Raw genomic sequence first — 24,470 nt, forward strand, 5'->3', positions numbered from 1 at the left:
TGACATGACCCAGCACGCGACGACCCGCCATGGCGTGATCCTGATGCTCACCGCGGTGATGCCGACCATGGCGATCATCGCGCTGGTACCGGTACTCCCGCTGCTGATGCGCGAATTTGCCGGCGTTCCGGGTGCGGCAGTGCTGGTACCGATGGCGCTGACGATTCCGGCGCTGTGCGTGGCGCTGTTTTCGCCGGTCGCCGGGTGGCTGTCGGACAAGCTGGGTCGCAAGCGGCTGCTGATCGCGGCGCTGGTCGGCTATGCCGAGTTCGGGCTGCTACCGCTGCTGCTCGATGATCTGCGCATGATCCTCGCCGCACGCGTTGCGCTGGGGGTGACCGAGGCGATCATCATGACGGTCGCGACCGCGCTGGTCGGCGATTATTTCACCGGCGAGCGGCGCGAACGCTGGGTGTCGATCCAGATCGCGACCGCCAGCGTCAGCGCGATCGTGCTGATCGCGGCGGGCGGCGCGCTGGGCGAGGCACTGGGGTCGCGCGGGCCGTTCTGGCTGTATCTGCTGGCGCTGCCGGTCGCGCTCGCCGCCGCGCTCATCCTGTTCGAGCCGGCCAAGACGGTTGCGACTGCACCCGCTGCGGCGGGCAAGGCGCAGGGGATTGCACTGCTGGTCGCGATCACCTTCGGCATCGGCATGCTGTTCTACACGCTGATCGTCCAGCTCGGTCCGGTGATCGAGGCGACCGGGGTGACCTCCCCTGCCACGATCGGGCTTGCCGGAGCCGCCGCCAATCTGGGCGTGATGGCGGGGTCGATGCTGTTCGGGCGGCTCAAGGGCTGGTCGGGCGAGACCTTGCTGTCGATTGGACTGCCGCTGGTTGCGCTCGGCTATGTCGGGATCGGCCTGTCGAGCAGCTTCGCGCTCACCGCCGCGTGCGCCGTGGTCATCTCGATCGGCAATGGCCTGATGCTCCCGACGATGCTCGCCTGGGTGCTGCGGCGCCTGCCGCCCGAAACGCGCGGGCGCGGAACCGGCGTGTGGACCGGCTCCTTCTTCCTTGCCCAGTTCGTCGCACCGATTGTCGCGGTCGCGCTGTCGGGCGTGCTCGGCGGCCTGTCGGGCGTCTTCCTCTTCTATGCCGCGGCAGCAGCGATCGGCGCGGGTGTCGCGCTGCTGCGTCGCGGCGCTGCCACTCAAGGAGCATGACCATGACCAAGCCAGTTCGCCGCGTCGTTACCGGCCACGACGCCAGCGGCCGCGCGATCATCCAGGAGGATGGCGCCGCGCCGCGCGTGCAGCAGATCGGCGGGCCGTCGGGTCCGATGTTCCACGAAATCTGGAACACGCAGTCGACCCCGGCGCTGCTCGACGCCGCATCGGGCGAGCCGCATGAGGACGGCATCAAGCTCGCCCCGCCCAAGGGCGGCACCCGCATCCGCGTGCTCGACATCCCGCCCGAAAGCGACGAGATCCGCACCATGTCGCCCGAAGAGGCGCAGGCGCATTTCGCCGAGGTCGGCGCCGGCGACGCTTCGGCACATTCTGGCGCAGGCAGCCGCCACGCGCTGATGCACCGCACCGAGACGATCGATTATGGCATCGTGCTGGAGGGCGAACTGGTCCTGATCATGGACGAGGGCGAGACGACCGTGCGCGCCGGCGACATCGTGATCCAGCGTGGTACCAACCATGGCTGGTCGAACCGGTCGAACGCCAATTGCCGGATCGCCTTCATCCTGATCGACGGCGAATTCGCGCCCGAGCTGAAGCAGTAATGTTGCTGGCGATCACCGGCGCGGCGGGGTTCGTCGGCCGGGCGGTCGTGCGGCAGCTCGCCGCGCTGCATCCCGAAGTTGACCTGTTGCTCGCCGACCGGGAGGTGGCCGGATTCGACGGTCATGAGACGCTTGCGGGCGACTTGACCGACCCGGCGGTGATTGCCGCGCTGACGGCGCCGCGCGTCGATGCGGTGCTGCATCTGGCCGCGCTGCCGGGCGGCGCGGCCGAGCGCGATCCCGAAGCATCGCGGGCGATCAACCTCGATGTCCCGCTGGCGCTGATCGCGGCAATGCGCGGGCGACGGCTGGTGATCGCCGGGTCGATTGCCGTGTTCGGCGGCGCGCTGCCCGATCCGGTGGACGACGCGACCGTCCCTGCGCCGGCCAGCGTCTATGGCACGCACAAGCGCATGGTCGAGCTCGCCTTTGCCGATGCGGTGCGGCGCGACGCGGTGAGCGGCTTTGCGCTGCGCCTGCCCGGCATCGTTGCGCGGCCTGCCGCAGCGGGCGGGTTCGGATCGGCCTTTCTCAGCGACATTTTTCACACGGCACTGGCCGGCACCCCGCTGCGTGTGCCGGTGGCAGCGGACGCCAGCAGCTGGCTGATGTCGGTGCGCTGTTGCGCCGCCAATCTGGTCGCCGCGGCGCTCGGCGAACGCACGGCGCAGGCGGCGGTGACGCTTCCAGCGCTGCGCGTGACGATCGGCGATCTGGTGGCGGAACTGGCGCGCCATGGCGATGTGTCGGGGATTCGGTTCGACGAAGTCCCGGCGACGCGCGCAACCTTTGGCAGCTATCCCGGCCTGGCCACCCCGCGCGCCGATGCACTTGGCTTCCGGCATGACGGCAGCCTGACGCAGCTGGTGGAGACGGTCCTTGCCGACCTCTGACCCCCTCGCCGCCTTCCGGCTTGACGGGCGTACCGCGCTGATCACCGGGCCGGTGCGCGGGATCGGGCTGGCGATTGCGCGGCTGTTCGCGGATGCGGGCGCGCGGCTGGCACTCGCGGATATCGACGCGGTGGCGTGCGATGCGCTGGCGCAAGAGCTGGGCAGCATCTCCATCCCGACCGATGTCGGCGACGCATCGGCGATCGCGCACCTGGCGGAGCAGGCCGCGGCGCGGACCGGCGGAATCGACATCCTCGTCTGCAACGCCGGAATCGCGGGATCGGCATCGCCGATGCACGCGCTGGACGAGGCGGAACGGGAGCGGCTCTATGCGATCAACCTGCTCCACCCGCTGCGCCTGACCGGGCATATCGCCCCGGCAATGGCGGCGCGCGGTCGGGGCAGCATCGTGCTGCTGTCTAGCATCGGCGGGCTGCGCGGCAATGCGATGCTGGGGCATTATGGAATGACCAAGGCGGCGCTGGCGCAGCTGGCGCGCAACCTCGCGGTCGAATGGGGACCATCCGGCGTTCGTGCCAACGCCATCGCGCCGGGGCTGATCGAGACCGACTGGACGGGCGCGATCCTGTCGAGCCCGGAGCGCGCCGCGCGCCGGCTGGGGATGACCCCGCTACGCCGCGCCGGATCGCCGGACGAGGTCGCGGCGACCGCGCTCTACCTCGCCAGCGATGCGGGTGGCTTCACCACCGGGCAGACGATCGTGGTTGATGGCGGGACGCTGATCTCGGACGGGAGTTAAGCCACACTCCCCTCCCTGGAAGGGAGGGGGCGGGGGTGCGCGCGCGCGTCTGCGCGCCGAAAGACTCAATCAGGCGCCCCGCCAAAATAGTGGCCGTCGAGGCATCGAGCCTCGCTGGCCACTAAATCCACCCCTTGCCCCTCCCTTTCAGGGAGGGGAGTTCAAAGGAGACGTGCTACCCCTTCACCACAAGCTGATCGATCGCGCCGAAGGGCGACGCGCCCTCCCCTGCCCGCATCGCGACACGGCTGCCGAAGGACAGGAACGGCGTCTGCGGCGCACCATGAGCGATCATCTCGATCGCGCGGCGTTCGGACAGGCAGGTCGATCCGACCGTCTCATGCTCCGCGTTGGACACGGTGCCCGAACCGATGATCGTGCCGGCGGGCAGCGACCGCGTGCGCGCGGCGTGTGCGATCAGCTCGTGAAAGCCATAGCCCATTGCCGCGCCATTGGGGCTGCCGAACCACTTCCCATCGACCTCGACCGTCAGCGGGAGGTGCACGCGACCATCGCGCCAGGCGTCGCCCAGCGCATCGGGGGTCACCGCGAACGGCGCGACGCTGCATGCGGGCTTGGCCTGCACCCAGCCAAAGCCGGTCTTCATCTCGGGGATCGCAATCGCGCGCAGCGACCAGTCGTTGATCAGCACCACCAGCCGGACATAAGCCAGCGCTTCATCGACCGAACAGCCCATCGGCACATCGTCGGTGATAACGCCGAACTCGCCCTCGAAATCGATGCCGTCGGCTTCGCTGGGCAGCGGGACATCGGCGGTCGGGGCGATGAATTCGTGGCTCATGCCCTGATACATCAGCGGCAGATCGGTCTCGATCGGCGCATGGCCAAAGGCGAGCTGCATCAGCGCGCCGTGATTGGCGAAGGCCGATCCGTCGAGCCATTGCCACGCGCGCGGGAGCGGCGCGGCAAAATCGTCCGGCTGGACCGCCTCGCCGCTCTCCGCGGCCTCGCCCGCGGCGGTCAGCGCATCCTGCGCCGGATCCCAATCGTCGAGCGCGGCCTGAAGCGTCGCATAGCCCGCAACCGGCGCAACCCGCGCGCCGTCACGGCTGACCGCGACCAGCGTCCCGTCGCGCCCGCCGCGCCGCAATGTGGCGAGGCGCATCAGGACAGCTTCCCGCCCAGCGTGTCGGCGAACCAGTCGGCGATATAGTCGCGGCCAAAGCTCATATTGTCGGCCCCGACATGCTCGACCCCGCCCTCACGGTCGGTGAACAGCTTCAATTCGCGGCGCGGCGAGTTGATCAGCTGGTCATAGCAATCCTGCGCGTAATCGACGCTGATCTGGCGATCCTTCGCGCCATGGGTGACGAGGAACGGCACGCGCACTCCGCCCATATGGCCGTTGAGGTTCATGTCCTGCGCCTTGGCGAGGAAGTCGTCCATGTCCTTGGCCCCGAACGCCCAGATCACGTGCGCCCAATAATGCGGGACGGGGTTCTCGCCTTCGCGCTTGAGGCGCTTCTGCTGCACTTCGGCCCAATTGTGATTGGCCCCCCAGCATGCACCGCTGGCGAAACGCGGTTCATAGGCGACTGCGCGCGGGGCGAAATGACCGCCGAGCGAGATGCCGGTCATGCCGATGCGCTTGGGATCGACATCAGGCTGGGTTTCCAGCCAGTCGATCGCCTTGCTCGCCCAATTCTCGCTATGCGGGTCGACGGGCAGGTTCTGCAGGCGCAGTGCCTCGCCGGTGCCCGGCTGATCGACGCACAGGGTCGAGATGCCGCGCTTGGCGAGCGCCTCGGGCAGGCGCGACCAGTAGAGCAGCTCCTTGCAGCTATCGAGGCCGTTGCAATAGACCACCACCGGATGCGGCCCCGGCCCTTCGGCGCGGGTGTAGAGCGCGGGCATCGTGCCGGTCGTCAGCGGGATTTCGACCCGCTCGCGGTTGATCGAGCCGAGCCGGGTCGAGCGCGCGAAGGTGTCGAGTGCGCGGGCATAGGTCTCCTCGCGCCCCGGATGACCATGCCCCTGCATCCGCTCGGCGACGAGCAGATAGAGCGACGCGCGCTCGAGCTTGTCGGAGGCGGAGAAGCCGCGACCGGCAGCCTCGTCCTCATCCGCCAGGCCGATCAGCTTGTCACCCATCTCGACCCATTTGGCCATGAATTGCGGGGTGCCGGCGTCCGAACCCGACGCGGCGGCGTCGCGGATCGGCTGGCACATATCGACGATCTCGCCGATGCGTCCGCCGCTTTCCAGCGCGATCGCGACCGACAGGTTCCAGATGTAATTCGGGAAATATTCGAACAATGCCATGACTTAAGCCTCCGCTGCCCGGAACAGGCCGGCATCGGCCTCGGGATGCGGCATGGTCTGCGGGCCGCCGACGCCGACGCCCCACTGATCCATGATCTGCGGTCCGGGGACATGCACCTTGTCGACATGGGTCTCGAAATCGACCTCCTCCAGCTCCGACGTATATTCGACCGCAAAGCCGCTCGGCGTGGTGAAGTAGCTGAAGGTGTTGTTGCCCGCCGTGTGCCGCCCCGGGCCCCAGCGGATATCGGTGCCCTTTTTGCGCAGCCGGCTGATGCCGCGCATCATGTCGTCCACCGTCAGCATGTCATAGGCGACATGGTTGAGACAGGCGGGTCCGGGCAGGATCGCGATACGGTGATGCGCGCTGTTGCAGCGAAGGAAGCACATGAAGTCGCCCAGCCAGTCGCTGACGCGGAAACCGAGGACATCGACGAAGAACTTCACCATCGCCTGATGATCGGGCGAGTGCAGCACGATATGGCTGATCTTCTGCGGCACGCCGTCCCAGCGCTGCATCTCGCGGCTCGGCCCGCGCGCGACGTCGCTCGAAATCTCGAAGGGTAGGCCGTCGGGCGAGAAGAAGCGGAAGCCATAGCCGCCGCCTGGCGCGGTCAGATCGCGCGGCGCGTGGATGATCTGGCACCCTGCCGCTTCCACCTTGGCATGGAGCGCATCGACATCGGCACGGCTGTCGGCCGCCAGCGCGATCACGTCGATCCGCTTGGTATCCGCCGCGCGCAGCCGGACGACATGATGCTCGTCATGCCCCTGCGCCTTGAAATAGCGCATCCCGTCGTCGGACGGGACCGGCTCCAGCCCCCACACATCTGCGTAAAAGGCGCGCTCTTCCTCGATCGCCGTGACGGCATATCCGACATAGCGAATTTCGCTGACTCTGCTCATCCATCCTGCTCCGCATTTGGTTGCGCATGACCTAGCGCCCGTCGTGCACATTGAAAAACTTATAGTTCTGATGCATTTTAATTGATCTCAATGATGGATTGGCGATGCGCTTCAAGGGACTGGACCTCAACCTGATCGTCGCGTTCGACGCGCTGATGAGCGACCGCAGCGTCTCGCGTGCGGCACAGCGGCTGAACCTCAGCCAGCCGGCGATGAGCAACGCCCTCGCCCGGCTGCGCAGCTATTTCGGGGACGAATTGCTGATCGCGCGCAACAAGCGGATGTATCCCACGCCCTTCGCCGAAACGCTGCTGCCCCAGGTGCGCCAGGCGCTGGAAACGATGGAGGGGGTGATCGCAACCTCGCGGCATTTCGATCCCGCGACGACCAACCGGACCTTCCGGATCATGACGTCGGACTATATCGCGACATCGATCCTGTTCCCGATCGTCACCCGCCTGTCTGCCACCGCACCGGGCGTGAGGATCGAACTGCTGCTGCCCAGCCCGCGCCGGATCGAACTGCTCGAAAGCGGCGGGATCGACCTGCTGATCACGCTGCAGGAATATGTCACGCCCGAACTGCCCTCGGAGCGATTGTTCGAGGACGAATACCGGCTGGTCGGGCGCGCGGGGCATCCGGCGCTGACCGCTCAGCCGACACTGGCGGCAATGCTCGACCATGATCATGTCCATGTCGCGATCGGCGACGAACGGCTGCCAAGCTTCGGCGACGCTTATCTCGATCGCATGGGGATCCAGCGTCGTGTCGCGATGATCGCACCCAATTTCGGGATGCTGCCCTGGTTGCTTCAGGACACCGACTGGCTCGCGCTGATCCAGGGGCGGCTGGCGGCACAGATGGCGCGCAACTTCCCGCTGGTCGCGGTCGCCCCGCCGCTGCCGATCCCGCCTTTGGTCGAGATGGCGCAATATCATGTCACGCGCAGCAACGATCCCGGCCTGCGCTGGCTGATCGACCTGATCCGCAGCTCCACGGGATAAATTCGCGGATATGATGCTTGCACATCCGTGAAACCTTGCCATCACCAGCGGTGTAACAAGGGAGATGGTGATGATCGCGACGACGCATGTGGGCAGCCTTCCGCGCGGTGAAGACCTGACGCCACTTTTGCTCGCCCGCGACAAGGGCGAGCCCTATGACGCGGCGCAGTTCGACACGCTGGTGCAGGCGGCGGTCGCTGCCGCCGTGGCGCAACAGATCGCGTGCGGGGTCAGCATCGTCAGCGACGGCGAACTGGGGAAGGTCGGCTATTCGACCTATATGATCGAGCGGCTGGAAGGGTTTGGCGGGCATATCGACCGGCGCCCGGCCGCCGACCTCGCCGCGCATCCGGGGCTCGCGCGCAAGCTTTCGGCGATCATGGGGTCCCAGGAATTCACCCGCGCATCGTGCATCGGCCCGGTGCGACTGCGCACGCTCGACCCGCTGCAAGACGATATCCGCCGCTTCCGCCACGCGCTCGACAAAGCGGGCGGCAATGTGCGCGGGTTCATGAATGCCGCCTCACCCGGACTGATCACCGCGTTTCAGGTCAACCGCCACTATCCCTCGCATGGGGCGTATCTCGCCGATCTGGTCGATGCGATGCGCCCGGAATATGAGGCGATTGTCGCTGCCGGGTTCGACCTTCAGCTCGACTGCCCCGACCTTGCCATGTCGCGGCACACCGGTTTTCAGGACCAGAGCGACGCCGAATTCCTCGCGACCGCCGCCGCCAATGTCGAAGCGCTCAACGCCGCCACCGCCAACATCCCGGCCGAGCGGATGCGAATGCATATCTGCTGGGGCAATTATGAAGGGCCGCATGATTGCGACATCGCGCTGGAAAAGGTGATCGACACCGTCATCGCCGCGCGCCCGGCAACCATCCTGTTCGAGGCGGCGAACCCGCGCCACGAGCATGAATGGACGGTATGGCGCGACGCGGCGCTGCCCGACGACAAGCTGCTGGCGCCCGGCCTGATCGATACCTGTTCCAACTATGTCGAGCATCCCGAACTGATCGCGCAGCGGATCGAGCGCTATGCCCGCATCGTCGGCAAGGACCGGGTGATCGCCAGCACCGATTGCGGCTTCGGCACCTTTGCCGGCTATGGCAAGATCGATCCGCAAGTGACATGGAAGAAGCTGCGCGCGCTGCGGGAAGGCGCCGACATCGCGGATGCGCGGCTGTGAGCCCGGAGGCGATCCGCGCGATCGAGCAGGATTGCGCCAGGCTGGTCGCGCGCTACGCCAATCTCAACGATGCCGCGCGCTGGACGGAAGTGGCGGACCTTTATGCCGAGGATGGCCGGATGTGCCGCCCGACCGCGCCCGATGACTGGATCGTGGGGCGCCCGGCGATCCTCGCGGCATTTCTCGCCCGCCCGGCGCGCACGACGCGGCATGTCTGCTCCAATATCGTCATCGACGTGATCGACGCGGATCACGCGATCGGCGAGTCGGCGATGCTGCTGTTCACCGCAGACGGCCCGCCCAAGGTCGGCAGCTTCCACGACCGCTTTGTCCGCACCGATGCCGGATGGCGGTTTGCCGAGCGCCGGGGTACGCTGACCTTCTGAACAGCGGGACCTTCATGCACAAAGCCACCCAGCCGCCGGTCAAGTCCGCGATGCGGACGCTCGACATCATCGAATATGTCGTCGGCAACCCGTCCGGGGTCGCCGCGCAGGATATCGCCGCCGCGCTGCAGATCCCGGTCAGCAGCCTGTCCTATCTGCTCGCCACCCTGTGCGAGCGGACCTATTTGCGGCGCGACGGGCGACGCTATCACGCCGGTGCCGGCCTGGAGCGCCTGCGCATGCCCGCCAGCGCCCTGTCGATCGAGGATCGCGTCGCGCCGCAGGTGCGCGCACTGCGCCGGGCACTCAACGAAACCACGTCCTTCTTCACCGCGACCGACTGGGAGATCGAGGCGCGGGTGACCGAGACCGCGGACCAGGCGTTGCGATACGCCGTCAGCGTCGGGGCGCGCGCGCCGCTGCATTGTATGGCCGCGGGCAAGGCGATCCTGTCGACCTTCGACGATGCCATGCTGGCGCGCTATTTCGCCGAAGCGCCGCGACCGCTGTTCACCCCCTATACCATCACCGACGAAGCGGTGCTGCGGCAACAGGTCGCTGCGGTGCGCGACACCGGGTTCGCCTTTACCAATGACGAATATACACCCGGCGTATGCGGGATCGCGCGGGTGGTGCGGATCGACGGAGCCGCGGCCGGCGCGCTCGCCGTTGCGTTGCCGCGGCTGCGCTACACGCAGGAAGTCCGGGCTCAGATCATCGAACGCCTGACTGCCGTCTGTGCCGCGATCGAAGCTGGGGCGTAGCGGGGCGAGTCGACAACTATCCTCCCCCGCAAGGGGGAGGTGGCGCCGAAGGCGACGGAGGGGGAGGACGGCTGCGAACTATCGCCTCTTGCCGATACCCTTCCTCCCCCTCCGTCAGCTGCGCTGACACCTCCCCCTTGCGGGGGAGGATTGAGTCGATCAGCTGCGCGTACGCCAGCCTTCGGCGTAGGAATCGCGCGCAACTTCCGAATAGGGAACCGGGGCGACGGTTGCCTTGATCTCGACCTGCACATGGCGTTCGACGGTCGGCTTGCGCGTGCCGCCATCGGGCTCGCCCCACACGAACGTCACTTCGGTGCCGGGTTCTGCCACATCGGCGTCGACCATCGCGAGCGTCAGGAAGCGGCCTTCATTGGCGGTGTAGCCGATCCAGGTCGAGATGCCGACCGGGCGGCCGTCCTTCAGCACCGCGTCATAGGGATGCATCGCATAGACCGCGCTGGGGAAGTCGATGAACTTCGCCCGCTCGCCCTTTTGCAGCATCGAGCTCATCACGCGCAGCACGTCCTGCGTGTCGAGTGCCAGCGTCACCTTGCGCCGATGCGGCTGGTCCTTCATCCGCTCCAGCGCTTCGCGGCCGATAAAGTCATGGTCGAACTTGACCATATGCCCGTAACCCAGATCCCACGGGGTCACATAATAATCCTCGATCCGCTCGGACACGAAGCTGCCGCCGAGCGATGCACCTGCCTCATAGGATTTGGCCGAAAGCCAGGCGCGATACTCGGCCAGCGACTCGCCGGTGTAGATCGCCGGCAGCGGCGAGGGGATCCACCCCGACTCCAGCGTGTTCGACGCATAGGTACGTCCGCCGCACAGGGTCAGGCCGAACTCCTTGCCCGCCTCGATCAGCGCGTTGCGGACGGTGTCGTAATCCTGCCACGGTCCGAACAGCTCGTAACCCGGCTGGCCGACCATGCCGTGGCGCAGCGCGCGCACTTCGACGCCCGCGATCATGATCGGGGCCATGTGGAAGAATTTGAGCTCGGGCGGGGTCGCGCCCATCGCCCGTTCGAGCACCGCCATCGCGTTCGGCCCCTGCAGCTGGAAGCGATAGTTGCGGCGCATGTCCTTGTCGGGCCGCGCCGCGGTGCGCTCGTCGCGTTCGACCGTCACGTCCCACTTGCCCGATGCGGCGTGGAATTCGACCCATTCGATCGACGGCGCGCGGCCGACCAGTTCGAACGTGTTTTCAGCCAGATAGAACAGGATCACGTCGCCGATGACATAGCCGTCGGGCGTGACCGGCGCGAACTGCTTGGCGCGGTTGGGGGCAAAGCCCTTGAAGCTGTTCGGCGCCAGATAGTGGAGCATCTCGAACGCATCCGGTCCGGTGACCAGCAGATCGACCATGTGAAAGCTCTGGTTGAACAGGACACAGCTGTTGGCCCAGGCATGCTGCTCGTCACGCCAGTTCGAATATTCGGCCGGAACGCCGGGATAGGCATTGGGCCCGACCTGCTGGTTGCGCAGGAAATCGACGATATTGTCCTGCGCGTCGAGCAGGTGCTGCAGTGTCGTGTCGGTCATGGTCATGCCTCTCCTAAGGGTCTGGTCGGGGCGGGGGCGGCCTGGACCGGTCGGTCCAGCCACTCCGCGATCACGGTGTTGAAGGGGTCGGGCTGTTCCGCAGGCGCCATGTGGCCCGCGCCCGGAATGACGTGCAGCTGCGCACCGGATATGCGCGCGGCGATCGCGCGATGCTGGTCGGGCGGGGACCATTGGTCCTCCGCGCCAACCACCACGGCGACGGGAATGGTCAGCGTCTGCAGTATCGGACCGGTATCGGGCCGGTGCAGCAAGGCTTGCGTCTGCGCCTCGAACACCGTCTGGCCAGCGCGCAGGCACATCGTCCGCAGCGCGTCCATCAGCGCGGCGTCATCACGCGCCGCCGCGCCGAGCATCCCCGGCAGCCAGGCATCGACCAGCGCCGCAAAGCCGCTCCGCCGCCCCAGGTCGCGCAGCGCATAGCGGCTCTCGGCCTCGCCCGCACGCACGCCATGCACCCCCATATCGGCGAGCATCAGCCGGGTCACCCGTGCCGGCGCGCGTGCCGCCACCTCCAGTGCAACGCGCGCGCCCATCGAATGGCCGATCAGTGCAAAGCGTGGCGGTGCCATCGTCAGGACATGGCGCGCCATCGCGTCAATCCGGTCGGTGCCGCCATAATGATCGTTGACCGCCTGCGCCTGCGGAAAGGCTGAAAGCGTCGCCGCGAACATCGTCGCGTCGCACATCAGCCCAGGCAGGATCAGTAGCTCGTCCGGCACGCGCCCCTCATTACATATATATGAGTTATTCGCCTATGCGAATTTTAATCACTGCGCTAGATGGCAAACGCCCGCTGCGGCGGGCGCTGCCCTGTCGACCGAGGACGTCTGTGCCCGTTTCCCAGATCCACCCCAATTGGTCGCGCCCCGCTCACTCAGCGGTCGACGGCTATTCGATCGAGATCACCGCGCGTGAGGCCGATACGCTGACCGCGCTGGCGCCGCGCATCCCCGCGGCGACGCCGGTAGCGATTGCCTTTCTGCCCGGCGAGCGGCGCGACGATCGCGTTCGCGCGGCCGGTGCGGTGCGCCAGTCGGGGTTCGAACCCATGCCGCATTTCTCCGCCCGCCGGCTCGATTCGGCGGCCGAGTTCGAGGCCTATCTGGCGGCGGTGGTGGCACAGGCGGGGGTACGCCGTTGCTTCGTCGTCGCCGGCGATCCGCCAACCCCTGCCGGCCCCTTTACCGACAGCATGGCGCTGATCGCGACCGGCGCCTTCGAACGCGCCGGCATCCGCGCGATCGGCCTGGGCGGCCATCCGGAGGGGCATCCCAATATGAGCGAGGTCGAGTGCTTCGCGGTGCTCGCCGCCAAATGCCGCGAGGTCGAGCGGCGCGGCATGGCGCCGCTGATCGTTACCCAGTTCGGCTTCGATGCCGAGGCGGTCGTCCGCTGGCTGGCGGCGTTGCGCGCTCATGGCATTCACGCGCCGGTGCGGATCGGCGTGCCAGGCCCGGCCGGCATCAGGACGCTGATGCGCTTTGCTGCCCTGTGCGGCGTCGGTGCCTCGACCGCAGTGCTGCGCAAATACGGCCTGTCGCTCGGCAATCTGCTCGGCTCGGCCGGACCGGACCGCTTCGTTGCGACGCTGACCGCCGCCCTGACCGCCGCGCATGGTCCGGTGCGGCTGCATTTCTATCCCTTTGGCGGGCTTGCACGCACGCTCGACTGGATCGACACCTATGCCCGTATGACAGGACAGGAGCCATGATGCCGACGACCGAAACCTGCACCATCACCCTTCACTGCACCGACCGGCGCGGCATCGTCGCCGCCGTGGCCGGCTTCCTGACCGAGTCCGAGTGCAACATCGTCGAGTCGCAGCAGTTCAACGACGCCATCACCGGCGGCTTTTTCATGCGCACAGTGTTCGATGCCCCGGCCGCCGCAATCGCCGCGATCGAGCAGGGCTTTGGCGCCCTTGCCGCGCAGTGGGAGATGGACTGGAAATTCCGCGTCAATGCGCGCCCCACCCGCGTCCTGCTGCTGGTGTCGAAGTTCGACCATTGTCTGGGCGACCTGCTCTATCGCCGCCGGATCGGGGAGTTGAAGATGGATGTGGTCGGCATCGTTTCCAACCATCCCCGCGCCGCGCTCGCCACTTCGATGATCGGCGACATCCCCTATCACCACCTGCCGATCACGCCGGACACCAAACCGGCGCAGGAGGCGGCGATCAAGGCCATCGTGACAGAGACCGGCGCCGAGCTGGTCGTGCTCGCGCGCTACATGCAGATCCTGTCGGACGACCTCGCGGCCTTTCTGTCAGGGCGCTGCATCAACATCCATCACAGCTTCCTGCCCGGATTCAAGGGCGCCAAGCCCTATCACCAGGCCTATCAGCGCGGGGTCAAGATGATTGGGGCAACCGCCCATTACGTCACCGCCGACCTCGACGAGGGGCCAATCATCCATCAGGATGTCGAAGCGATTTCGCATGCCGACACGCCTGACGACCTGATCCGCAAGGGCCGCGACATCGAACGCCGCGTGCTCGCCGCGGCGGTGCATTATCACCTGGAGGACCGGGTGCTGCTGAACGGCGCCCGCACGGTCGTGTTCAAGGCCTGATCCAGGCGTTGATCCATGCAGGGCTGGGCGGAAGCGGATGGTGCCCGGGGACGGAATCGAACCGCCGACACTGCGATTTTCAGTCGCATGCTCTACCAACTGAGCTACCCGGGCACGGGATGAAGGCGCGCTCTTAGTCGCGTGATCTGTCGCTGTCCAGCCCGCTTTGCATTTCTTCTGGCGCCGCCGCGCGCCCGGGGATGCGATAGCCCTCCCCCAGCCATTGCAGCAGGTCGCGGTCCTTGCAGCCGCGGCTGCAGAACGGCTTGAATTCGGGTACGGGCTTGGCGCCGCAGATCGGGCAATCGGTCTTCATGTCACGTCCACAAAACGGGTGCGCCCGCCGGTGCGGCGGTGCAGCTGCGCGATCCAGTCGGGCTCTCGCTCGATCCGGCGCAGCAGCGGCGCGGGCAGGATATGGGTATCGGGCGCGGGCGGGGGAAGGCGCTCCAACCGGCGCAGCTCGGCGCGCAGCGCCGCACCCACGGGGTCGGCGGCGATCAGTTCGGGCAGCGACATGCGCGTCTTGCGCCGCACGATCTGAAGAAAGCCGAAGCCGTTCATCGCGGTCCGCTCGAACGGTTGCGGCAGCGCGGCGTCGATTGCCTCGCCCACCGCATTGCGTTCATGCTTATTGGCCAGCGTCGGGAAATCGACCCCGACCGATCCGGCGATGTCGAGCCGCTCCATCGCCGCCGCGACCGCATGCGCGGCGTCGATCGACAACGGCCCCAGCGGGGGCCCGCCATCGACATCGAACAGGTTCATCGCCGGGGTGAGCGAGAGCAGCAGCGCACCGCTGGCAAAGCGGATCTCGCCGGTCCGCGCCTCCTCCAGCACTTCGGACCAGCCCGCTTCCTCGAGCGCATCCGACTCATGCGGGTGGCAGTGGCGCACCGGCAGGCCAGTCGCGGTGATGCGTGCGAGCAGGTCGGGGCCAGGCGCCGGCGCGGTGTCAGGGGCAGGAACCGCCTTGGGCAGCTTGACCCGACCGCGTTCGGCGACCGCTTCGCGAACGATGCGGACGGGGAAGGACGCCCCCTGTGTGATCCCCTTGGGCAGCGGGTCGCACAGCGCCTCACCGCCATCGGGCAGCGCGACCTTGCCGGTGCTGCGGTCGATCAGCCTGGCGATCGCGATCGTGTCGGCGCGAAGGCCCGGCAGTTCGATCCGCGCCTTGCGGATCGTGCCGCGTGCGACCAGCGCCGCGCGGTTCTCGCCAATCCCGGCCTCGTACAGCCATTCAGCCAAGGGGGTAGCCTGCATGCTCCAGCAAGGCACGCGTGTCATAGAGCGGCAGCCCGACCACCCCGGAATGGGTGCCGGAGATAAACCGCACGAACGCCTCGGCGCGGCCCTGGATGGCGTAGCCGCCGGCTTTGCCCAGCCCCTCGCCGCACGCGATGTAGCGGTCGATCTCGGCCTCGCTCAGCCGCTTGAACGCGACCACCGTGTCCGACAGGCGCACACGCGCGCGGCCGTCAAGCCCGATCAGGCACGCCGCCGACAGGCAATGGTGGCGCCGCCCGGACAGCTTGGTCAGCAGGTCGCGCTGCACATCCTCGGTCTCGGCGGGCGGCAGGATGCGGCGGCCAAGCGCGATCGTGGTGTCGCCAGCCAGCACGATTTCGTCTTCGGCTCGCGCGACCGCGCGCGCCTTTGCCTCGGCCAGCCGCAGTGCATAGACGCGCGGCAGCTCGGCCTTGAGCGGATTCTCGTCGATATCGGGCGCCGCCACGCGATCCGGCACGACGCCGATCCGCGCCAGCAGATCGCGGCGGCGCGGCGAGGTGGAGGCAAGCACGAGCCGCATCGGCCCGGCCTTATTTGAAGCGATAGGTGATGCGGCCCTTGGTCAGGTCATAGGGCGTCAGTTCGACGAGCACTTCGTCGCCCACCAGCACACGGATGCGGTTCTTGCGCATCTTGCCGGCGGTGTGGCCGAGAATCTCATGGTCATTCTCGAGCTTCACACGGAACATCGCGTTGGGGAGGAGCTCCACAACGCGGCCGCGCATTTCAAGCAGTTCTTCCTTGGCCAAACAAACCTCTTGGGAGCGGATCAGAAAAGTCGCGGTGCCTTACTCCCCCTGAGCAGAAAAGGAAAGCTCCTCGCAAAAGTCGCCCGGAGTAGACCAGCGCTGCCCGCGCAGCGCCCGCCGCCCAGTTCGGGGTATGTTGATTGCCGGCGGCGGCAGAGCGCGGGCCGGTGCCGGTTCATCAGGGCGAAAACGGGCCACAAACGCCCGCGCAACCGACGGTTTCGCTTTCCTCGCTTGATGCGCCGCACCCTTGCCCCCAAATGGGCGCCATGCTGATCGAAACCGAACTGACGCCCAACCCGGCGACGCTCAAATTCCTGCCCGGCCGCACCGTGATGGACAGCGGCACGCGCGATTTCGCCACACCCGAAGAGGCAGAGGTATCGCCGTTGGCCGATGCGCTGTTCCGGCTGGGCGACGTGACCGGGGTGTTCTTCGGACGCGACTTCATCTCGGTCACCGCCGCGCCCGGTGTCGACTGGTCGGGGCTCAAGCCCGATGTGCTCGGCATCCTGCTCGACCATTTCAGCGCCGACATGCCGCTGTTCCGTCAGGGCAGCGCGGGCTTCAGCGTGCCGCCGCCCGAAGCGGACTTCGCCGATAATCCCGAGGACGCCGACATCGTCGCGCAGATCAAGGACCTCATCGAAACGCGCGTGCGCCCGGCCGTTGCCAATGACGGCGGCGACATCGTCTATCGCGGGTTCGACAAGGGCAAGGTGTTCCTGCAGATGCAGGGCGCGTGCGCCGGCTGCCCTTCATCGACCGCCACGCTCAAGAACGGGATCGAACAATTGCTCAAATATTATGTCCCCGAAGTCACCGAAGTGCGCGCCGTCTGATGGCCAGCCCGATCGACGACGCCGCGCTCGACACGCTGTTCCGCACCGCGCGCACCTATAACGGCTATCTGCCCGGCGCAGTGACCCAGGCGGATGTCGAGGCGATTTACGACATGCTGAAAATGGGGCCGACCTCGGCCAACCAGCAGCCCGCGCGCTTTGTCTGGTGCCTGTCGCAGGAGTCGCGCGACACGCTCGCCGACTGCGCGACCGGCAGCAATCCCGACAAGATCCGCGCCGCGCCGGCGGCGGTCGTGATCGGCATGGACCTCGATTTCCACGAAGAGCTGCCCTGGCTGTTCCCGCATACCGACGCCAAGAGCTGGTTCGAGGGGCCTCAGGAAAAGCGCCGCGACAGCGCGTTCCGCAACGGCTCGCTGCAGGGCGGCTATTTCATCATGGCGGCGCGCGCGCTGGGCTGGGACACCGGGCCGATGTCGGGCTTCGACGCAGCCAAGGTCGAGGCAGCGTTCTTTGCCGACCAGCCGTCGGTGCGGGTCAATTTCATCTCGACCCTGGGCAAGGGTGACCCGGCCAGCATCTTCGGTCGCTCGCCGCGCCCGGACTTCGGGAAGTTCAACAAGATTGGCTAGAACGCTCGTCATCGAGACTGCCACCGCCGCCTGTTCGGTCGCATTGATCGACAGCGGCGCGCTGATCGCCGAAAGCCATGCCGAGGTCGGGCGCGGCCATGCCGAACGGCTCGTGCCGATGATCGCGGAGCTGCCCGATGGCGGGCGCGCTGACGCAATCCTGGTCGATTGCGGCCCGGGCAGCTTCACCGGCATCCGCGTCGGCATCGCTGCGGCACGCGGACTTGGCTTTGGCTGGGGCGTCCCGGTCCATGGCCTTTCCTCGCTGCCCCTGGTCGCAGCGGGCGCCTTCGCGCGCAATCCGGGTAGCGACGCGCTGGCGGTGGTGCTGGAAGGTGGGCATGGTGAGGTGTTCATGGCCGCCTATGACCGCCAGTTCGCGCAGATCGCGCCCTTTGCGTCGCTCAAGCCCGATGCCGCGCTGGCGCAGCTTGGGGGGCGGATTGCGGTCGGCAATGGCGTGCGGCACCTTGCCGCGCTGGACGACAGCCTCGACCTTCGCGAGGCATTGCCGCGCGCGGCCGATGCACGCCTGCTTCCCGCCGCGCTGACCGCCCTGCCGCCGCGCCCGATCTATGGCCGCGCGCCGGACGCCAAGCCCAAGGCGGCATGAGCACGGCCCCCTGTCCGATCGACCTGGTGTCTGCCAGCGCTGCCGATCTGGCCACGATCGGCGCGATCATGACCGACGCCTTCGATCCGCGCTTCGGTGAAGCCTGGACCCCCAGCCAGTGCCTCGGCATGCTGTCCTTGCCCGGCGTGTGGCTGACGATCGCGCAGGTCGCCGGGAAACCGGCAGGCTTTTCACTGGCCCGAACCGTGCTTGACGAAGGCGAGTTGCTGCTGCTCGCGACACGCCCCGCCATGCGCCGACGCGGAATCGGCGGGGCCTTGCTGCGCGCGGTGGTCGATGAAGCGCGGATGCGTGGCGCCGGCATGATCCACCTTGAGGTACGCGCGAACAACGAGGCGGTCGCGCTTTACCGTGCGGAAGGTTTCGAAAAGATCGGCGAACGGCGCGGCTACTATCGAGGAAATGACGGCAAGATATTCGACGCGCACACATTTTCGAAAAGTCTCGACTGAACTGCGCGAAAATCCGCTAGAATGGCTTGCAAAGCCGGCTGCGGAACGGGATAGCCGGCGCGATTGCCGCCAGATCTTGGCGCCATCGTGTCAACGTGAAAGGACGAACATGGACACCCAGAACGACATGCATGAAACGCTGGTCACCCTGACCGCGGATATTGTTGCGGCGCATGTCAGCAACAATAGCGTCGCGGTGTCCGATCTTCCGCTGCTCATCGCCAATGTGCATGGCGCGCTCGCCAATCTTGGCGGCAGCAAGCCCGAGCCCGAAGCGAAGAAGCAGGAGCCGGCAGTGTCGATCCGCGCGTCGATCAAGCCCGACTACATCGTCTGCCTCGAAGACGGCAAGAAGCTCAAGATGCTGAAGCGGCACCTGATGACGCATTACCAGATGACGCCGGACGACTATCGCGCGAAGTGGAACCTGCCGGCCGACTATCCGATGGTCGCACCCAATTACGCCGAACAGCGCCGCAGCCTCGCCAAGAAGATCGGCCTCGGCACCAAGCGCCGCAAGCGCTGAACCCTGCCTGCCGGGTGCGCGGTGCGCATCCGGCATCGGCGCGATCCGGCGCGGCTTCCCCTTTTCCCGCGCGCCGCTTGACGCTACATCAGCCTCATGAACCGCAAGATCGATCTCGAAGCGCTGTGCCAGGAAAAGGGGCTGCGCATCACCGAACAGCGCAAGGTGATCGCGCGCGTCCTGTCCGAAGCGGACGACCATCCCGATGTGGAGAAGGTCTATGCCCGCGCATCGGCGATCGATCCCGGCATTTCCATCGCCACCGTCTACCGCACCGTCCGCCTGTTCGAAGAGGCCGGCATCCTCGACCGCCACGATTTCGGCGACGGTCGCGCGCGCTACGAACCCTCGCCCGAGGCGCATCACGACCATCTGATCGATGTCGAAACGGGCAAGGTGATCGAGTTTGTCGATCCCGAGCTGGAATTGCTGCAGAAGCAGATTGCCGAACGGCTCGGCTTCCGCCTGGTCGATCACCGCATGGAACTGTACGGCGTCGCTCTCGAGCGCAAGCCCTGAGGCAATGACCGACGGCGTCGATCCGCGGCGCCGCGACGCCGCCCTTGGGCTGCCCACCCCGCTGACCCGTGCGGAACGCGCGCGCTTCTGGCGCCGGGTCGCGCTATTGCTGCTCGCCGTGCTCACGCATGTGCCGGCGCATTATCTGTGGCGGCTGTTCCGCCTCCCCTCGCCCTGGCCACGCTGGTTCCTCGGCCGCGCCGCGCGCATCGCCGGCGCGCGCGTGGAGATTGTCGGGACGCCGCTGCGTCGCGATGTCTTCTATGTCGCGAACCATCTGTCCTGGGTCGACATTCTCGCGCTTGGTGGAGCGAGCGGAACCGCCTTCGTCGCCAAGGCGGAGATCGGCGCCTCCCCGATCGTGGGCTGGCTCGCCGGACTCAATCGCACCGTCTATGTGAAGCGTGAGAACCGCATGGGCGTGGCGGAGCAGATCAACGCCCTGCGCGATGCGCTCGCCGACAATTGGGCAATCACCATCTTTCCGGAAGGGACGACCACCGACGGGCGATCGCTGCTCCCCTTCAAGACGCCGATGCTGCGCGTGCTCGAACCGCCTCCGCCCGGCGTGATGGTTCAGCCGGTCCTGCTGGACTATGGCGCGGTGGGCGAGGAGATCGGCTGGATCGGCGAAGAGGGCGGCATCAACAATGCGCGTCGGGTGCTGGCGCGACAGGGCAGCTTCCCGCTGCGCATCCTGTATCTCGAACCGTTCGACCCGCACGAATTTCCGGGCCGCAAGGCGATCGCGGCCGAGAGCCGGCGGCGGATCGAGGATGCGCTGGTCGCTGCGCTCGACGGCCCGCTGCGCCCCTTTGCCTGGACCGTCGCGCCGGTGAACTATGTCGCGACCGCGCCTCAGGCGGGCGACGCCGGCTGAGCCTCAGCGCCGCCGGCGCTGCACCTTCTGCACCACCGGCTCCATCGGCGCGAACACCACGCCTTCGGGCGAGACCGACTGCCCGATCCGCTCGGGCCGGACCACGTCGTTGCTCGATGTGACCATGTCATAGTCACCCGTGCGGAATGCTGCCGGGTCGGCACGCAGGAACGGCGGCTCGGCCCGCCGCGCGACCTGTTCCACCGGCAGGCGCGGGGCGCCGCGGCGGACGCGCGGGTCGACAATCTCGTAATTCACCACCGATACCGTCGTGCCCAGCGCGGTGATGTCGAACAGCCGCCGGGCGAATTCGCGGGGAAAGCGGATGCAGCCATGCGAAGCGGGATAGCCGGGCAACTGCCCGGCATGCAGCGCGATGCCGGTCCAGGTCAGCCGCTGCATGAACGGCATCGGCGCGTTGCTGTATAGATTTGAACGGTGATGCACCCGCTTCTGCAGGATCGTGAACTCGCCCGTCGGCGTCGTCTTGCCCGGCTTGCCGGTCGACACGGTCGAGGCCGCGATCAGCACGCCGTCGCGATAGACATAGGCAACCTGGCCGGGCAGGCTGATCAGGATCGACACGCCCGCCGCGCTGCCGGCCGGCTGCAATGCCGCGTCCTCGATCCAGGTCCACTGGCCGTTGCGCAGCAGAACCTCTTCGGCGCCGTCCGACGGCACCTGCTGCGCCAGCGCCGGCGCTGCCGCGCATAGCGCAAGGGCCAGTGCTACCGCCCGCATTGTCCGCGCTCCCGCAGACTTCATGTGCACACTCCATTCGTTCCGCGGGCGACTGCTCCACAATTTATGGTTAACGCCGGTTTGGGCAAGGGGTGCCACGCCGATTGCGCGGGTGCAAAGCGAAAAGCGCGCAATGCCCGATTCGGCACAAGCGGCGATAGTCCGCGCCGTGCCTGCGGCGAACCGACGCGGAACTGTGGAGTCACTTAGGACGAATCGGTCGCGACCTTTGCTATAGTCACGCTTCGAGACGCGACATTTGTGGGGGCACAGAGGACGCTATGGACCGTTTGACCAAAGCTGCGGCGACCCGCCGTGCCTTTCTGAAGACCGCCGGGATGGTGGCCGGCACCGGGCTGCTCGCCGGCTGTGCCGCCCGCAGTGTCACCACCGCCGCGCTGCCCGCCCCGGCCGCACCGCTTCCGCCGCCGCCCGTCGCAACCCCGCTGCCGGCAGCCCCGCGTACCGTCGCCAGTGCACCGCGCGGGATCCGTCCCGAATTGTTCGAACGCGCCGCCGCCGCGCTGCAGCGCCACTCCAGCCGGATCCGCCAGCAGGACCGGATTGCGATCGCCGATTTCTCGCTCCCCTCCTCGCGCCTGCGCTTTCATTTTGTCGACATGGAAAGCGGCGCCACCCGCGCCATGCTGGTGTCGCACGGCATCGGGTCGGACCCGGGCCACACCGGCATGCTTCAGCGCTTCTCGAACGAGGTCGGGTCGGAAGCGACCTGCGAAGGCGCGTTCCTCGCGGCCAATTACTATGTCGGCAAGCACCAGCTATCGCAGCGGCTGATCGGGCTCGACCCCACCAACTACAACGCGCTCGACCGCGCGATCGTGATCCACGGTGCGTGGTATTCGAACCCCGACATGATCGCCAAGCACGGCAAGCTCGGCCGCAGCCAGGGCTGTTTCGCGGTGGGTGAACGCGATCTCGACACGCTGTTCGCGATGCTGGGCGAAGGCCGGATGATCTACGCGACCAAGGTGTAAGTGGCGCGGGGCGCAGGGCTGCGCTACCACCCGCTCATGAAGGGCAAACACCGCTTTTACTCGATCCACGCGCAGGGTTTCGTGCGCGTCGGCGCCTGTACCCCCAGCGCGAGCGCGGGCGATATCGCCGCGAACACCGCGTCGCACATCGCGTTGGCGAAACGGGGCGATGCCGCGGGGGCGGATCTGCTGCTCTTCCCCGAACTCGGCATTACCGGATATGCGATCGACGATCTGCATCTGCAGGATGCGGTGTTGCGCGCCACGGCGCAAGGGCTGGCTGACCTGATCGCCGCGAGCGCGAAGCTCAAGCCGGTGCTGCTCGTCGGCGCCGCGCTGGAACGGAACGGCCGGCTGTATAACTGCGCGGTGGTGATCGCGCGCGGGCGCGTGCTGGGCGTGGTGCCGAAAAGCTATTTCCCCAATTACCGCGAATATTATGAGAAGCGCTGGTTCGCGTCGGGCATCGGCCTGTCGGGCACCGTCGAGATTGCCGGGCAGACCGCGCCGTTCGGCACCGACCTGGTCTTCGCTGCCAGCGACCTCCCCGATTTCACCTTCCATGCCGAGATTTGCGAGGATTTCTGGGGACCGCTGCCGCCGTCGACCTTCGGCGCGATGGCCGGGGCGCTGATCCTGTGCAATCTGTCCGCCAGCAACATCGTCATCGGCAAGGCGCGCGAGCGGGCAATGCTGTGCGCTGCGCAATCCAGCCGCACCGCGTCGGCCTATGTCTTCTCCGCCTCCGGGCCGGGAGAAAGCACCACCGACCTCGCCTGGGACGGGCAGAGCCTGATCTATGAGCTGGGCGAACTGCTTGCCGCATCGGGGCGGTTCGACCTCGACGACGAGCTGATCACCGCCGATATCGATGTCGCGCGGCTGCGGCAGGAGCGGATGCGGTTCGGCACGTTCAACGACAACGCCGCCGCCGCCGGTCATCCTGAGCAACGCTTTCGCCGCATCGCGTTCGACCATGCGCCGGGCTTCGACGATATCGGGCTGCATCGCGCGATCCGCCGCTTTCCGTTCGTGCCCAACACACCCGCAAAGCTGGACGAGGATTGCTACGAAGCCTTCAACATCCAGGTCGAGGGGCTGCGCAAGCGCATGGTCGCGACCGGCAACGGCAAGATCATCATCGGCATTTCGGGCGGGCTCGATTCGACCCATGCGCTGATCGTCGCGGCCAAGGCGATGGACCGGCTGGGGCGACCGCGCAGCGACATTCTGGGCTTCACCATGCCCGGCTTTGCGACTGGCGAGGGGAGCAAGGGCAATGCGTGGGCGCTGATGAAGGCGCTCGGCATCACCGCCGAAGAAATCGATATCCGCCCCGCCGCGCGCCAGCTGCTGACCGACATGGGTCATCCCTATGCCGATGGCGAGCCAGTCTACGATATCACCTTCGAGAATGTTCAGGCGGGCCTTCGCACCGACTATCTGTTCCGCCTTGCCAACCAGCGCGGCGGGTTCGTGCTCGGCACCGGCGACCTGTCGGAGCTGGCGCTGGGCTGGTGCACCTATGGCGTTGGCGACCAGATGTCGCATTATGCGGTCAATGCCGGCGTGCCCAAGACGCTGATCCAGTTCCTGATCCGCTGGTGCGTCGCGACCAACCAGTTCGACGCGCAGACCGACACGGTGCTCGAGGCGATCCTCGCGCAGGAAATCTCGCCAGAGCTGGTCCCCGCCGACGCCAGCGGCGCGATGCAGAGCACCGAGGCAAAGATCGGACCCTACGCGCTCAACGATTTCTTCGTCCATCATGTCGTGCGCCACGGCCTTGCCCCGTCGAAGATCGCGTTTCTGGCGTGGCATGCGTGGAAGGATGCGGAAGCGGGCGAATGGCCGCTGGGCGTGCCACCCCACCAGCGCGTCGCCTATGACCTCGCCACGATCCGCCACTGGCTGGAGAAATTCCTGATCCGCTTCTTTGCGCAGAGCCAGTTCAAGCGCAGCGCGATTCCGAACGGACCGAAGGTCTCGGCGGGCGGCGCGCTGTCCCCGCGCGGCGACTGGCGCGCACCATCGGACGGGGTGGCGGGGCCGTGGCTGGACGAGCTTGAGGCGAACGTGCCGAAGGGATAACCCTCCCGCGTCGCCCCGGGCTTGACCCGGGGCTGGGCTGCCTTCGACGTCTCAGAAGAAGCCCTGTCCCGGGTCAAGCCCGGGACG

At 67.1% G+C, this 24,470-nt stretch carries 29 protein-coding genes and 1 tRNA gene; 19 read left to right on the forward strand and 11 right to left on the reverse strand.

Annotated elements, in window-relative coordinates:
• Positions 1-4: 4 nt before the first annotated feature.
• Genes J2Y54_RS08435 through J2Y54_RS08450 form a run of 4 tightly spaced genes read left to right on the forward strand, consistent with a single transcriptional unit; the run spans position 5 to position 3,387 of the window.
• Positions 5-1,165, forward strand: coding sequence for an MFS transporter (locus J2Y54_RS08435; RefSeq protein ID WP_310038643.1), 1,161 nt, complete (start codon positions 5-7; stop codon positions 1,163-1,165).
• 2 nt (positions 1,166-1,167) lie between these two features.
• Positions 1,168-1,734 (forward strand): cupin domain-containing protein, encoded by a 567-nt coding sequence (locus J2Y54_RS08440; RefSeq protein ID WP_310038644.1) that lies wholly within the window; start codon positions 1,168-1,170, stop codon positions 1,732-1,734.
• A complete protein-coding gene (locus J2Y54_RS08445) occupies positions 1,734-2,627 on the forward strand; it encodes an NAD-dependent epimerase/dehydratase family protein (RefSeq protein ID WP_310038645.1) in 894 nt (297 codons plus the stop codon). The genes J2Y54_RS08440 and J2Y54_RS08445 overlap by 1 nt, the downstream gene beginning before the upstream one ends.
• Positions 2,614-3,387, forward strand: coding sequence for a glucose 1-dehydrogenase (locus J2Y54_RS08450; protein WP_310038647.1), 774 nt, complete (start codon positions 2,614-2,616; stop codon positions 3,385-3,387). The genes J2Y54_RS08445 and J2Y54_RS08450 overlap by 14 nt, the downstream gene beginning before the upstream one ends.
• A gap of 175 nt (positions 3,388-3,562) precedes the next feature.
• Here the strand turns inward: J2Y54_RS08450 and J2Y54_RS08455 are convergent, their stop codons facing one another.
• Genes J2Y54_RS08455 through J2Y54_RS08465 form a run of 3 tightly spaced genes read right to left on the reverse strand, consistent with a single transcriptional unit; the run spans position 3,563 to position 6,576 of the window.
• Positions 3,563-4,513, reverse strand: a complete 951-nt coding sequence (locus J2Y54_RS08455; RefSeq protein WP_310038650.1) for a fumarylacetoacetate hydrolase family protein — start codon at positions 4,511-4,513, stop codon at positions 3,563-3,565.
• Positions 4,513-5,670, reverse strand: coding sequence for an alpha/beta fold hydrolase (locus J2Y54_RS08460; protein ID WP_310038653.1), 1,158 nt, complete (start codon positions 5,668-5,670; stop codon positions 4,513-4,515). The genes J2Y54_RS08455 and J2Y54_RS08460 overlap by 1 nt, the downstream gene beginning before the upstream one ends.
• A 3-nt stretch (positions 5,671-5,673) precedes the next feature.
• On the reverse strand, positions 5,674-6,576 hold the full coding sequence (locus tag J2Y54_RS08465) for a VOC family protein (RefSeq protein ID WP_310038655.1): 903 nt from the start codon (positions 6,574-6,576) through the stop codon (positions 5,674-5,676).
• A 104-nt stretch (positions 6,577-6,680) separates the two neighbouring features.
• Between J2Y54_RS08465 and J2Y54_RS08470 the strand changes: the two genes are divergently transcribed.
• From J2Y54_RS08470 to J2Y54_RS08485, 4 genes are all read left to right on the forward strand, one after another.
• On the forward strand, positions 6,681-7,580 hold the full coding sequence (locus J2Y54_RS08470; RefSeq protein WP_310038657.1) for a LysR family transcriptional regulator: 900 nt from the start codon (positions 6,681-6,683) through the stop codon (positions 7,578-7,580).
• 67 nt (positions 7,581-7,647) lie between these two features.
• Positions 7,648-8,775, forward strand: coding sequence for a cobalamin-independent methionine synthase II family protein (locus J2Y54_RS08475; RefSeq protein WP_310041247.1), 1,128 nt, complete (start codon positions 7,648-7,650; stop codon positions 8,773-8,775).
• On the forward strand, positions 8,772-9,161 hold the full coding sequence (locus J2Y54_RS08480) for a nuclear transport factor 2 family protein (RefSeq protein WP_310038660.1): 390 nt from the start codon (positions 8,772-8,774) through the stop codon (positions 9,159-9,161). The genes J2Y54_RS08475 and J2Y54_RS08480 overlap by 4 nt, the downstream gene beginning before the upstream one ends.
• A 14-nt stretch (positions 9,162-9,175) precedes the next feature.
• Positions 9,176-9,925 carry an IclR family transcriptional regulator C-terminal domain-containing protein gene (locus J2Y54_RS08485; RefSeq protein ID WP_310038662.1) on the forward strand — a complete coding sequence of 250 codons (750 nt, stop codon included), beginning with the start codon at positions 9,176-9,178 and terminating at the stop codon, positions 9,923-9,925.
• 159 nt (positions 9,926-10,084) lie between these two features.
• Here the strand turns inward: J2Y54_RS08485 and desA are convergent, their stop codons facing one another.
• Together desA and J2Y54_RS08495 are read right to left on the reverse strand one after the other, a co-directional pair.
• The gene (gene desA, locus J2Y54_RS08490) at positions 10,085-11,476 is read right to left on the reverse strand and encodes a syringate O-demethylase (protein ID WP_310038665.1); all 1,392 of its coding nucleotides are present in this window, start codon (positions 11,474-11,476) and stop codon (positions 10,085-10,087) included.
• A 2-nt stretch (positions 11,477-11,478) separates the two neighbouring features.
• A complete protein-coding gene (locus J2Y54_RS08495) occupies positions 11,479-12,216 on the reverse strand; it encodes an alpha/beta fold hydrolase (RefSeq protein WP_310038667.1) in 738 nt (245 codons plus the stop codon).
• Positions 12,217-12,326: 110 nt separating this feature from the next.
• Here J2Y54_RS08495 and J2Y54_RS08500 point away from each other — a divergent pair, with 110 nt between their 5' ends.
• On the forward strand, positions 12,327-13,208 hold the full coding sequence (locus tag J2Y54_RS08500) for a methylenetetrahydrofolate reductase (RefSeq protein WP_310038669.1): 882 nt from the start codon (positions 12,327-12,329) through the stop codon (positions 13,206-13,208).
• Complete coding sequence (gene purU / locus J2Y54_RS08505; RefSeq protein ID WP_310038672.1) at positions 13,208-14,068, forward strand: formyltetrahydrofolate deformylase; 861 nt, start codon at positions 13,208-13,210, stop codon at positions 14,066-14,068. The genes J2Y54_RS08500 and purU overlap by 1 nt, the downstream gene beginning before the upstream one ends.
• Before the next feature lie 38 nt (positions 14,069-14,106).
• Here the strand turns inward: purU and J2Y54_RS08510 are convergent.
• The 5 genes from J2Y54_RS08510 to infA form a co-directional block, all read right to left on the reverse strand.
• Positions 14,107-14,182 (reverse strand) — tRNA-Phe (locus tag J2Y54_RS08510).
• A 19-nt stretch (positions 14,183-14,201) separates the two neighbouring features.
• A complete protein-coding gene (locus J2Y54_RS08515) occupies positions 14,202-14,384 on the reverse strand; it encodes a DNA gyrase inhibitor YacG (RefSeq protein WP_310038675.1) in 183 nt (60 codons plus the stop codon).
• Positions 14,381-15,319, reverse strand: a complete 939-nt coding sequence (locus tag J2Y54_RS08520; protein ID WP_310038678.1) for a ribonuclease — start codon at positions 15,317-15,319, stop codon at positions 14,381-14,383. The genes J2Y54_RS08515 and J2Y54_RS08520 overlap by 4 nt, the downstream gene beginning before the upstream one ends.
• On the reverse strand, positions 15,312-15,881 hold the full coding sequence (locus J2Y54_RS08525) for a nucleoside triphosphate pyrophosphatase (RefSeq protein ID WP_310038681.1): 570 nt from the start codon (positions 15,879-15,881) through the stop codon (positions 15,312-15,314). Before J2Y54_RS08525 ends, J2Y54_RS08520 begins: the two co-directional genes overlap by 8 nt.
• Positions 15,882-15,891: 10 nt before the next feature.
• On the reverse strand, positions 15,892-16,110 hold the full coding sequence (gene infA / locus J2Y54_RS08530; protein ID WP_033923152.1) for a translation initiation factor IF-1: 219 nt from the start codon (positions 16,108-16,110) through the stop codon (positions 15,892-15,894).
• Between the two features lie 269 nt (positions 16,111-16,379).
• Between infA and J2Y54_RS08535 the strand changes: the two genes are divergently transcribed.
• From J2Y54_RS08535 to J2Y54_RS08565, 7 genes are all read left to right on the forward strand, one after another.
• Positions 16,380-16,952, forward strand: coding sequence for a NifU family protein (locus tag J2Y54_RS08535; RefSeq protein ID WP_310038684.1), 573 nt, complete (start codon positions 16,380-16,382; stop codon positions 16,950-16,952).
• Positions 16,952-17,545 carry a malonic semialdehyde reductase gene (locus J2Y54_RS08540; RefSeq protein WP_310038685.1) on the forward strand — a complete coding sequence of 198 codons (594 nt, stop codon included), beginning with the start codon at positions 16,952-16,954 and terminating at the stop codon, positions 17,543-17,545. The genes J2Y54_RS08535 and J2Y54_RS08540 overlap by 1 nt, the downstream gene beginning before the upstream one ends.
• Positions 17,538-18,158 carry a tRNA (adenosine(37)-N6)-threonylcarbamoyltransferase complex dimerization subunit type 1 TsaB gene (gene tsaB / locus J2Y54_RS08545; protein WP_310038687.1) on the forward strand — a complete coding sequence of 207 codons (621 nt, stop codon included), beginning with the start codon at positions 17,538-17,540 and terminating at the stop codon, positions 18,156-18,158. Before J2Y54_RS08540 ends, tsaB begins: the two co-directional genes overlap by 8 nt.
• Entirely contained in the window at positions 18,155-18,631 is a 477-nt protein-coding gene (locus J2Y54_RS08550) for a GNAT family N-acetyltransferase (RefSeq protein ID WP_310038689.1), read from the forward strand. The genes tsaB and J2Y54_RS08550 overlap by 4 nt, the downstream gene beginning before the upstream one ends.
• 109 nt (positions 18,632-18,740) lie before the next feature.
• Positions 18,741-19,157: a MucR family transcriptional regulator gene (locus J2Y54_RS08555; protein WP_310038691.1), complete on the forward strand. Its 417-nt coding sequence runs from the start codon at positions 18,741-18,743 to the stop codon at positions 19,155-19,157.
• 96 nt (positions 19,158-19,253) lie between these two features.
• Positions 19,254-19,676 (forward strand): Fur family transcriptional regulator, encoded by a 423-nt coding sequence (locus tag J2Y54_RS08560; protein ID WP_310038693.1) that lies wholly within the window; start codon positions 19,254-19,256, stop codon positions 19,674-19,676.
• A gap of 4 nt (positions 19,677-19,680) precedes the next feature.
• Positions 19,681-20,556, forward strand: a complete 876-nt coding sequence (locus J2Y54_RS08565; protein WP_310038695.1) for a lysophospholipid acyltransferase family protein — start codon at positions 19,681-19,683, stop codon at positions 20,554-20,556.
• Between the two features lie 3 nt (positions 20,557-20,559).
• On the opposite strand, the gene J2Y54_RS08570 is transcribed toward J2Y54_RS08565, so the two are convergent.
• A complete protein-coding gene (locus J2Y54_RS08570) occupies positions 20,560-21,321 on the reverse strand; it encodes a L,D-transpeptidase family protein (RefSeq protein ID WP_310038697.1) in 762 nt (253 codons plus the stop codon).
• 257 nt (positions 21,322-21,578) lie between these two features.
• Here J2Y54_RS08570 and J2Y54_RS08575 point away from each other — a divergent pair, with 257 nt between their 5' ends.
• The gene (locus J2Y54_RS08575) at positions 21,579-22,292 is read left to right on the forward strand and encodes a murein L,D-transpeptidase catalytic domain family protein (protein ID WP_310038698.1); all 714 of its coding nucleotides are present in this window, start codon (positions 21,579-21,581) and stop codon (positions 22,290-22,292) included.
• Positions 22,293-22,328: 36 nt separating this feature from the next.
• Positions 22,329-24,383 (forward strand): NAD(+) synthase, encoded by a 2,055-nt coding sequence (locus tag J2Y54_RS08580; protein ID WP_310038700.1) that lies wholly within the window; start codon positions 22,329-22,331, stop codon positions 24,381-24,383.
• Positions 24,384-24,470 lie beyond the last annotated feature (87 nt).

Source organism: Sphingomonas sp. BE123 (genome assembly GCF_031456015.1).
Taxonomy (GTDB): domain Bacteria; phylum Pseudomonadota; class Alphaproteobacteria; order Sphingomonadales; family Sphingomonadaceae; genus Sphingomonas.